We start from the raw sequence: 8,265 nt of genomic DNA on the forward strand, positions 1-8,265 counted from the left end.
GACGTGCGACTGCTCACCGAGGCCCGCCCCTGGCCCGACACCGGCCGCCCACGCCGCGCGGGCATCTCGGCCTTCGGCGTCAGCGGCACCAACGCCCATGCGATCGTGGAACAGCCCCCCGACGCCGATCCCGAGCCGGAGCCGGAGGCGCCGTCCGCGACGCCGGTGCCCTGGGTCCTGTCGGGCCACACGCCGCAGGCGCTGCGCGACCAGGCCGCCCGGCTGGCCGGGCACCTGACCCCGGACCACGCCCCGGCCCGGGTGGCGTACTCGCTGGCCACGACGAGGACGGTGCTCGGCGAGCGCGCGGTCGTGGCCGGAGGCTCGGTGGAAGCGCTGCGCGCGCTGGCCGAGGGCACACCGCACCCGGACCTGACGGTGGGCACGGCCACGCCGAGCCCGCGCACGGCGTTCCTCTACACCGGCCAGGGCAGCCAGTACGCCGGCATGGGCCGCGGCCTCTACGACACCTACCCGGCCTACGCGGCCCGCTTCGACGAGATCTCCGCGGCCTTCGAGCTGCCGTTGCAGGAGATCGTCTTCGACCGCCCCGACCTGCTGGACAACACCCGCTACACCCAGCCCGCCCTGTTCACCCTCCAAACCGCCCTCACCCACCTGCTCACCACCTGGGGCATCCACCCCGACGTCGTCACCGGCCACTCCATCGGCGCCATCGCCGCCGCCCACACCGCCGGCATCCTCACCCTGCCGGACGCCATCACCCTCATCACCGCCCGCGCCCAGCTCATGGCCTCCCTCCCGGAAGGCCAGGGCGCCATGGCCGCCATCAACGCCACCGAACACGACATCACCACGGCCATCGACGGCCACCCCGGCGTCGCCATCGCCGCACTCAACACCCCCACCTCCACCGTCATCTCCGGCGACACCCAAGCAGTCCACACCATCGCCGAGGACTTCAGAGCACGCGGCTACAAGATCAAATACCTGACCGTCAGCCACGCCTTCCACTCCCCCCACATGGACCCGATCCTCGACGACTTCCGCGAGGCCATCGGCGCCATCACCTTCCATGCACCGGCCATCCCCTTCGTCTCCGACCTCACCGGACGACCGGAACACGACCTCACCCCCGAGTACTGGGCCGGCCACCTGCGCAACCCCGTCCGCTTCCACCAGGCCGCGCACGCGACGGAGGCGACGACCTACCTGGAGATCGGCCCCGACGGCGTGCTGACCGCGCTGCTCGGCGGCGAGGTCACGGCGGCGCCCTTGCTGCGCAAGGGCCGCCCGGACGTGGCGACCGCGCTGAAGGCGGTCTCCGTCGCCTTCGTCCACGGCACGCCGGTGGACTGGACCGCGCACACCCCGGCCACCCGCGCGGTCGATCTGCCCACCTACGCCTTCCAGCGGGAGCGGCTGTGGGTGGAGCCCCAGGCGGGCGGGGCCGATCCGGGGCGGCTGGGGCTGGACCCGGCGGGGCATCCGCTGCTGGGCGCGGCGGCCACCTCGTCGGACGGCGGGCTGCTGCTCAGCGGCAGGCTCGCCCCGGCCACCCACGCGTGGCTCGGCGACCACGTCGTGCACGGCGAGGTCGTCGTGCCCGGGACCGCGCTGCTCGAACTCGCCCTGCACGCCGCCGACCGGCTCGGGCTCGGCGCCGTGGACGAGCTGGTGATCGAGACCCCGCTCGTCCTGGACGGGGCAGCGCACATCCGGATCGACGCCGGCGCCGAGGAGGGCGGCCGGCGGGCCATCGAGATCCACTCCCGGCCCGAGAGCGCGGGCTCGGACGCGGGCTCGGACGCGGAGTGGACCCGGCACGCGACCGGGGTGCTGGCCGCGTCCGGCGCGTCCGCGCCGGAATCAGGGCATCCGGAACCAGGGCATCCGTATCCAGGGCATCCGGAACCAGGGCAGTGGCCGCCGGAGGGGGCGGCGCCGCTCGGCATCGGCGACGCCTACGAGCGGCTGCGCGGCGCCGGGCTGGACTACGGCCCCGCGTTCCGAGGGCTGGCCGCGGCGTGGCGGCGCGGGGATGAGCTGTTCGCCGAGGTGGCGCTGCCGGAGGAGCGGCGGCCCGACGCCGCCTCGTACGGGGTGCATCCGGCGCTGCTCGACGCGGCGCTGCACGTGGCGGCGCTGGCGGCCCTGGACGCCGCCGGGCCCGGCGAGGCGCGGCTGCCGTTCGCGTGGAACGGGGTGCGGCTGCACGCCTCCGGCGCGACCCGGCTGAGGGTGCGGGTGGTCACCTCGGGTCCGGACGCGTTGTCGCTGCGGGCCGACGACCCGGCCGGCGGGCCGGTCGTCGAGATCGGCTCGCTCCGGCTCCGGCCGGTGACCGCCGATCGGGTGCGCGCCGGCCGGGCCCCGGGCCGGGACTCGCTGTTCCGGCCGGGCTGGATTCCGCTGCCGGTCTCCCCGGCGGCGCCGCCGCGCCCGGCGGAGGAGGTGACCACGCTGGACCTGACCGCGGGCTTCGGCGCCGACCCGGTACGCGGGGCGCACGAGGCGGCGCGCGAGGCCCTGGCCGCGGTCAAGGAGTGGCTGGCGGCGGACCGTCCGGAGACGGCCCGGCTGCTGGTGCTGACCCGGAACGCGGTCTCGGTGAGCGGCGAGGCCCCCGACCCGGCGTCCGCGGTGGTGTGGGGCCTGGTCCGCTCGGCCCAGACCGAGCGGCCCGGCCGCATCCTGCTGGCGGACCTCGACACCGACCCCGGCGCCGAGGGGGCCCTGCCCGACGCGGTCGCGGCGGCGCTCGCGTCCGGGGAGCCCCAGCTCGCGCTGCGGGCGGGCGTGGCCCTCGCGCCGCGGCTCGAACGGCACGCCGGGACCACCCCGGAGGCGGACGCCCGTGGCTGGAACCCGGACGGCACCGTGCTGATCACCGGCGGGGTGAGCGGGCTCGGCGCCCTGCTCGCCCGCCACCTCGCCGCCCGGCACGGCGTGCGTCACCTGCACCTCACCGGCCGGCGCGGCCTGGGCACACCCGGCGCCGCCGAACTCCTGGACGAGCTGGCCGCGCTGGGGGCCGAGGTCACCGTCACCGCCGCCGACGTGACCGACCGGGACGCGCTCGCGCGGCTGCTCGCCGCGATACCGGGCGAGCACCCGCTGACGGCCGTGGTGCACGCCGCCGGGATCGTGGACGACGCCACGATCCCCACCCTCACCGCCTCTCGGCTGGCCGGCGTCCTCGCGCCGAAGATCGAAGGCGCCTGGCACCTGCACGAGCTGACCCAGGGGCTGCCGCTGGACGCGTTCGTCCTGTACTCCTCGGTGTCGGCGGCGTTCGGCGGCGCCGGCCAGGCCGGGTACGCCGCCGCCAACGCCTTCCTCGACGCCCTGGCCTCGCACCGGGCCGCGCGGGGGCTCCCGGCGCTGTCCCTCGGCTGGGGGCTGTGGGAGGAGGCCACCGGGATCACCGGGAGGCTCACGGCCGCCGACCGCGCCCGCCTCGCCCGGCAGGGCCTGCGCCCGCTCGGCACTCGCGAGGGTCTGGCCCTGTTCGACGCGGCGGTCTTCGGCGGCCACGGCGCCGCCCATCTCCTGCCGGCCCCGATCGACGCGAACGCCCGCGCGGAGGACGTGCCGCCGATCTTCCGCGGCGTGGTCCGCCCGGCCAGGAGGACGGCGGCGGACGGCGCCGGCGCCTCCGGCCTCGCCGCCCGCGTCGCCGGGCTGGACGCCGAGCGGCGCGAGGCGTTGCTGCTCGACCTGGTACGCGCCGAGGCGGGCGTCGTGCTCGGCCACCCCGCCCCGGCCACGATCCCGGCGGACCGGCCCCTCGGCGATCTCGGCCTGGACTCCCTGACCTCGGTCGAGCTGCGCAACCGGCTCGGCGCGGCCACCGGGCTGCGCCTGCCCGCCACCCTCACCTTCGACCACCCGGCCCCGCGCGACATCGTGGCGTACCTGCTGGCGGAACTGCTCGGCGGCGCGCCCGAGGCGGCGCCGGAACCGGCCCGCGCCGCCACCGGCGACGACCCGGTGGTGATCGTCGGGATGGCGTGCCGGCTGCCCGGCGGCCTGGACTCCCCGGAGGCGCTGTGGCGGCTGCTGGAGGCCGGGGGCGACGCGGTCTCGGAGTTCCCCGCCGACCGCGGCTGGGACGTGGCGGAGCTGTACGACCCCGACCCGGACCGGCCCGGGAAGACCTACACCCGGCACGGCGGGTTCCTGCTCGACGTGGCCGACTTCGACGCGGCGCTGTTCGGGATCTCCCCGCGCGAGGCCCTGGCGATGGACCCCCAGCAGCGGCTGTTGCTGGAGACCGCGTGGGAGGCGTTCGAGCGGGCGGGCATCGACCCGCTGTCGCTGCGCGGCAGCCGTACGGGCGTGTTCGCGGGGGTGATGTACCACGACTACGCGCCGCGCCTGGACGAGGCGCCGGAGGGGCTGGAGGGCTACCTCGCGAACGGCAGCGCGGGCAGCGTGGCGAGCGGGCGGGTGGCGTACGCGTTCGGGCTGGAGGGCCCGGCGGTCACCGTGGACACGGCCTGCTCCTCCTCCCTGGTCGCGCTGCACCTGGCGGCGCAGTCGCTGCGGGCGGGCGAGTCGGACCTCGCGCTCGCCGGGGGCGTGGCGGTGATGGCGTCCCCGGCGATCTTCGTGGAGTTCTCCCGGCAGCGCGGGCTGTCGGCGGACGGGCGGTGCAAGGCGTACTCGGCGGACGCGGACGGCACCGGGTGGGGCGAGGGTGTGAGCCTGCTGCTGCTGGAACGGCTCTCCGACGCCCGCCGCAACGGCCATCCGGTGCTCGCCGTCGTGCGCGGCTCCGCGGTCAACCAGGACGGGGCGAGCAACGGGCTGACCGCGCCCAACGGCAGCGCCCAGCAGCGGGTGATCCGGCGGGCGCTCGCCGACGCCGGGCTCGGCCCCGCCGACGTGGACGCCGTGGAGGGGCACGGCACCGGCACGACGCTGGGCGACCCGATCGAGGCGCAGGCGCTGATCGCCGCGTACGGGCGGGATCGGCCCGCCGACCGGCCGCTGCTGCTCGGCTCGCTGAAGTCCAACATCGCGCACACCCAGGCCGCGGCGGGCGCCGCCGGAGTGATCAAGATGGTGCTGGCGATGCGGCACGGCCTGCTGCCCAGGACGCTGCACGTGACCGAGCCGTCGCCGCACGTCGAGTGGGCCGGCGGCGGGGTCGAGCTGCTGGCCGAGGCCCGGCCGTGGCCGGAGACCAGCGGGCCGAGACGGGCCGGGGTGTCCTCCTTCGGGGTGAGCGGCACCAACGCGCACGTGATCATCGAGGAGCCTCCGGCCGTCCCCGCCCCTGTGGAGGAGCCCGCCGGGCCCGGCGGCAGGGCGCTGCCGTGGGTGGTGTCCGGGCACCTGCCCGAGGCGCTGCGCGCCCAGGCGGCCGGGCTGGCGACGTACCTGGAGGGCCGGGACGCACCGGCCCCGGCCGATGTGGCGTACTCGCTGGCGGCCACCCGCGCCGCGCTGCCCGAGCGGGCCGTGGTGGTCGCCGGAGACCGGGAGGGCTTCCTCGCCGGCCTGCGCGCGCTGGCGGGCGAGGGGGCGCTGCCCGCGAACGTGGTGCGCGGCACCGCCGACGCCACCGGGAAGGTCGTCTTCGTCTTCCCCGGCCAGGGCGCCCAGTGGACCGGCATGGCCACGGAACTGCTGGAGGCCGAGCCGGTGTTCGCGGCGCGGCTCGCCGAGTGCGGCGCGGCGCTGGCGGAGTTCACCGGCTGGTCGCTGCTGGACGTGCTGCGCGGCGCGCCGGACGCGCCGCCTGCCGATCGGGTGGACGTGGTGCAGCCCGCGCTGTGGGCGGTCATGGTCGCGCTGGCCGAGCTGTGGCGGTCGTACGGCGTGCGCCCGGACGCGGTGGTGGGGCACTCGCAGGGCGAGATCGCCGCCGCCGTCGCCTGCGGCGCCCTGTCGCTGCGCGACGGGGCGCGGGTCGTGGCGCTGCGCAGCCGGGCCCTGCTGGCGCTCGCCGGGCGGGGCGCGATGGCGTCGGTCTCGCTGCCCGCCGACCGGGCCGAGGCCCGGCTCGCCCGCTGGGAGGGCCGGCTGTCCGTCGGCGTGATCAACGGCCCGTCCAGCGTGGTGATCTCCGGCGAGCCGGACGCGCTGGCCGAGGCGCTCGCCGAGCTGGACGCGGACGGCGTGCGCAACCGGCGCGTGCCGGTGGACTACGCCTCGCACTCCGCCCAGGTGGAGCAGGTCCGCGACCCGCTCGCGGAGGCGCTGGCCCCGGTGCGGCCGGGCGAGCCGTCGGTGCCGATGCTGTCCACGCTCACCGGGGAGTGGATCGGCGCCGGCGAGCTGGACGCGGCGTACTGGTATGAGAACCTGCGCCGGCCGGTGCGGTTCGAGGCCGCGATCCGCAGCCTGTCCGCGGCGGGGCACACGGCGTTCATCGAGGTGAGCCCGCACCCGGTGCTCACCGCGGCGGTGGAGGAGACCCTGGAGGACGCCGGAGGGCCGCCCGCGGCCGTCACCGGGACGCTGCGCCGCGACGAGGGGGGTCGCGACCGCTTCCTGCTCGCGCTGGCGGCGGCGTACGTACGGGGTGTGCCCGTGGACTGGACGGCCGCGACGGCGGAGTCCCGGCCCCGCCGGGTGGAGCTGCCCACCTACGCCTTCCAGCGCTCGCGCTTCTGGCTGGACGCGGCGCGCTCCGGCGTCCGGGCGACGGGCGGGCCGCGCGAGGTCGCCGCCGCGCCACACGAGGGGCCGCCGATCGTGCGGCGGCTGGCGGGCCTGGACGCGGCCGAGCGCCGCACCGCCCTGCTCGCCCTGGTGCGCGCGGAGGTCGCGGCCGTCCTGGGGCACGACGACCCGGAGGCCGTCCCGGGCGCGCGGGCGTTCCGGGAGCTCGGCCTGGACTCGCTGATGGCCGTGGACCTGCGCAACCGGCTCCGCGCCACGACCGGCCTGCCGCTGCCCGCGACGCTGATCTTCGACCATCCTTCGCCCGCCGCCGTGGCGGACCACATCCTCACCGCGGTCCCCACCGGCGGGCCATCAGAGGGGGAGTCGGACGGGGAGCCCGTTGACGTGCCCGCCGCGCTGGCCCGGCTCGAAGCGGCCCTGATCCCCGACCGCCTCAACGGCGACGCGGCCGGCGTCCGCGCCCGCCTGAAGGCGCTGCTCGCCCGCCTCGACACCGTGGGCACCCCGGACACCCCCGACACCCTCGATTCCGGGAGCGACCTGGAAATCGACTTGGACACGGCCACCGACGACGAGCTCTTCGACCTCCTGGACAGGAACTGATCATCAGATGGCGAACGACGAGAAGCTGCGCGCGTACCTGAAGCGCTCGATCGCGGAGACGAGGCAGGCGGAGAAGCGGCTGCGCGAGATCGAGGAGCGGTCGAGGGAGCCGATCGCGATCGTGGGCATGGCCTGCCGCCTGCCCGGCGGCATCACCACCCCCGAGGACCTGTGGCGGCTGCTGGAGAACGGCGATGAGGCCATCGGCGAGTTCCCCGCCGACCGCGGCTGGGACCTCGACGCCCTCTACCACCCCGACCCCGACCACCCCGGCACCAGCTACACCCGCCACGGCGGCTTCCTGCACGACATAGCCGCCTTCGACCCCGCCTTCTTCGGCATCTCCCGCCGCGAAGCCCTCGCCACCGACCCCCAGCAGCGCATCCTCCTCGAAACCGCCTGGGAGACCCTGGAGAACGCGGGCATCCTGCCCGAGTCGCTGCGGGGCAGCCGCACGGCGGTGTTCGCGGGGCTGTCCGACCGCGACTACTACGCGCGGCTGGACCGGGTGCCGGAGGAGCTGGAGGGGTACATCGGCGTCGGCAACCTCGGCAGCGTGGTGTCGGGCCGGATCGCCTACACCTTCGGCTTCGAGGGCCCGGCGGTCACGGTGGACACGGCCTGCTCCTCGTCCCTGGTCGCGCTGCACCTCGCGGTGCGCTCGCTGCGGAGCCGCGAGTCGGACCTGGCGCTGGCGGGCGGGGTGGCGGTGCTCACCTCGCCCTCGGGGTTCGTGGAGTTCTCCCGGCAGCGCGGCCTGGCGCCCGACGGCAGGTGCAAGTCCTTCGCCGCTGCGGCCGACGGCACGGCGTGGGCCGAGGGGGCGGGGCTGCTGCTGCTGGAACGGCTCTCGGACGCGCGCCGCAACGGCCATCGCGTCCTGGCCCTGGTGCGGGGCACCGCGATCAACCAGGACGGCGCGTCCAACGGCCTGACCGCCCCCAACGGCCCCGCCCAGCAGCGGGTGATCCGGGAGGCGCTGGAGAACGCGGGCCTGACACCGGCGGACGTGGACGCGGTGGAGGCGCACGGCACCGGCACCACCCTGGGCGACCCGATCGA

Annotated in this window: 2 protein-coding genes; both read left to right on the forward strand. The window is 76.7% G+C overall.

Going from position 1 to position 8,265, the window contains the following annotated elements:
- Nucleotides 1-7,203 (forward strand): type I polyketide synthase (locus tag HNP84_RS50780; protein ID WP_185057369.1); only part of this gene is annotated, 7,203 nt, incomplete at its 5' end.
- Between the two features lie 7 nt (nucleotides 7,204-7,210).
- On the forward strand, nucleotides 7,211-8,265 hold a 1,055-nt coding region (locus tag HNP84_RS50785), incomplete at its 3' end, for a beta-ketoacyl synthase N-terminal-like domain-containing protein (RefSeq protein WP_185057370.1).

It is taken from the genome of Thermocatellispora tengchongensis (genome assembly GCF_014202315.1).
In the GTDB taxonomy this organism is placed as follows: domain Bacteria; phylum Actinomycetota; class Actinomycetes; order Streptosporangiales; family Streptosporangiaceae; genus Thermocatellispora; species Thermocatellispora tengchongensis.